2 protein-coding genes are annotated in these 500 nt (G+C 66.6%); both read right to left on the bottom strand.

Going from position 1 to position 500, the window contains the following annotated elements:
- On the bottom strand, positions 1-195 hold a 195-nt coding region (locus tag ACKGJN_RS16950; RefSeq protein WP_458250436.1), incomplete at its 3' end, for a hypothetical protein.
- Positions 192-500: 2OG-Fe(II) oxygenase family protein (locus ACKGJN_RS16945; protein ID WP_409540764.1), on the bottom strand; the 309-nt coding region annotated here is incomplete at its 5' end. The genes ACKGJN_RS16945 and ACKGJN_RS16950, both read right to left, overlap by 4 nt.

Below are 500 nucleotides of genomic sequence, written 5' to 3'. Positions count from 1 at the left end.
GCCGGCCTGGCGGGCGGCCGAAATCAGGCCGTGGGCGTTGGGCAGGACCAGGTCGTCGACGCGGTCCCAGAAGTAGTCGCTGCCCTCGAAGCCCAGGGCGTCGCTGACCCGGCGCTCGCAGAAAGCGCGCTGCAGGTCGACCACCAGCAGCGCGGCGCGTCCGACGGTAAGGCTGAAATCGTAGTTCGCGTTCAAGGCTTGCCCTTCTTCTCCCCGTGATCCTTTTGGCGGTGATAATCGAAGGTCGCGTTGATCATGTCCAGCAGGTGCTGGCCGCTGGTGGTCGGCGGGAAGACCGCCGGGCGGCCGGGGCCGACGCAGGTTTCCAAGGCGGCCACCCTGGCATGGAAGTTGGGATCGAAAAAGAAGGGGAGGGAGTAGCGCTCGGCGCCGGAGGTGTTGATCACCCGGTGCTGAGTGGAGGCGAAGAGGATGTTGGTCCAGCGCGCCATCATGTCGCCGATGTTGATGACGAAGGCGCCGGGCACCGGCGTGGCGTC

The organism is Gillisia xinjiangensis, assembly GCF_046298265.1.
Lineage (GTDB): Bacteria > Bacteroidota > Bacteroidia > Flavobacteriales > Flavobacteriaceae > Gillisia > Gillisia xinjiangensis.
This window is presented reverse-complemented; position numbering and strand designations above follow the sequence as displayed.